Annotated in this window: 2 protein-coding genes; both read right to left on the bottom strand. The window is 63.7% G+C overall.

Annotated features, from left to right (window positions below; genetic code table 11):
- Nucleotides 1-58 precede the first annotated feature (58 nt).
- Nucleotides 59-832, bottom strand: a complete 774-nt coding sequence (locus ACWGPE_RS19075) for a response regulator transcription factor (protein WP_452049325.1) — start codon at nucleotides 830-832, stop codon at nucleotides 59-61.
- Between the two features lie 109 nt (nucleotides 833-941).
- Nucleotides 942-1,161: hypothetical protein (locus tag ACWGPE_RS19070; RefSeq protein ID WP_452049324.1), on the bottom strand; the 220-nt coding region annotated here is incomplete at its 5' end.

The following is a 1,161-nucleotide window of genomic DNA, read 5'->3' as shown; positions in this document are numbered from 1 at the left end:
CAAACACCTTGGTGGCAAAGGGTTTTGACGGGCGGACGATCTCAGCGAGATCCCGCGATCACGACGCGGGTCGCAGCATGTAACCCACCCCGCGCACGGTGTGGATCATCGGCTCGCGATCGGTGTCGACCTTCTTACGCAGGTAGGAGATGTAGAGGTCCACGATGCTGGACTTCCCGCCGAATCCGTAGTTCCACACCCGATCCAGGATCTCAGCCCGGCTCAGCGCCCGGCGCGGATTGCGCATCAGGTACCGCAACAGCTCGAACTCGGTCACCGTGAGATTGATCGGCTCCCCGGCCCGGGTGACCTCACGGCTCGCGCCGTCGAGCACCATGTCCCCGACCTTCAAGGTCTCATCGGCCGGCGGCGTGGTGTGACTGGACCGGCGCAACAACCCACGCAGCCGGGCCACCAACTCCTCAAGGCTGAACGGCTTGGTCATGTAATCGTCGGCCCCCGCCGTCAGACCCGACACCCGATCCAGCACCGAATCCCTGGCCGTCAAAAACAGCGTCGGCGTGTACCCGTCGGCCTCACGCATCCGCTGCAGGATCTGCAGCCCGTCGATATCGGGCAGCATGATGTCCAACACCACCACGTCCGGTTCGATCTCGTCGAACTTTGCTACCGCGTCATGGCCGTTGTGCGCCACATCGACTTCCCAGCCCTCATAGTGCAGGGCCATCTTCACCAGGTTGGTCAGCGCCGGCTCGTCATCGACCAGCAACACCCGGATAGCTGATCCGTCGGCGCGGTGAATCTTCGGCAACTGTCCGAGGATGGCCTGGCGGGGTTGCTGGGCGTGGGGAGGAATCGATGGCAGGGCCATGACTCCATAGTCCGGAGCACATAGGAGGTTGTCACTGAACTCATAGAAGTCTCATGCCCGGGGCAGCGGGACAGAATCGGGAGCACTCGTCAGGACAGCGTCCGCATGGTCAGTGAGCAGGGGTGACGTACACCGCAATGCAGCTGATGGCGGTACCCATGTGTACGGCGATGTGCTCGCGGGCCGACATCTCGGCATCGGCGCGGCTGACAACGGTGACGACCAGATCGAGATCGGGGACCCGAACCCGGTAGCCGTGCCGCGTGGGGTGGATCTCGATGGCGAAACGGTGGTCTGGCAGCGCCTTCGGCCGGGGCCAGAAGAACCTC

It is taken from the genome of Agromyces sp. NPDC055658, assembly GCF_053618155.1.
This window is presented reverse-complemented; position numbering and strand designations above follow the sequence as displayed.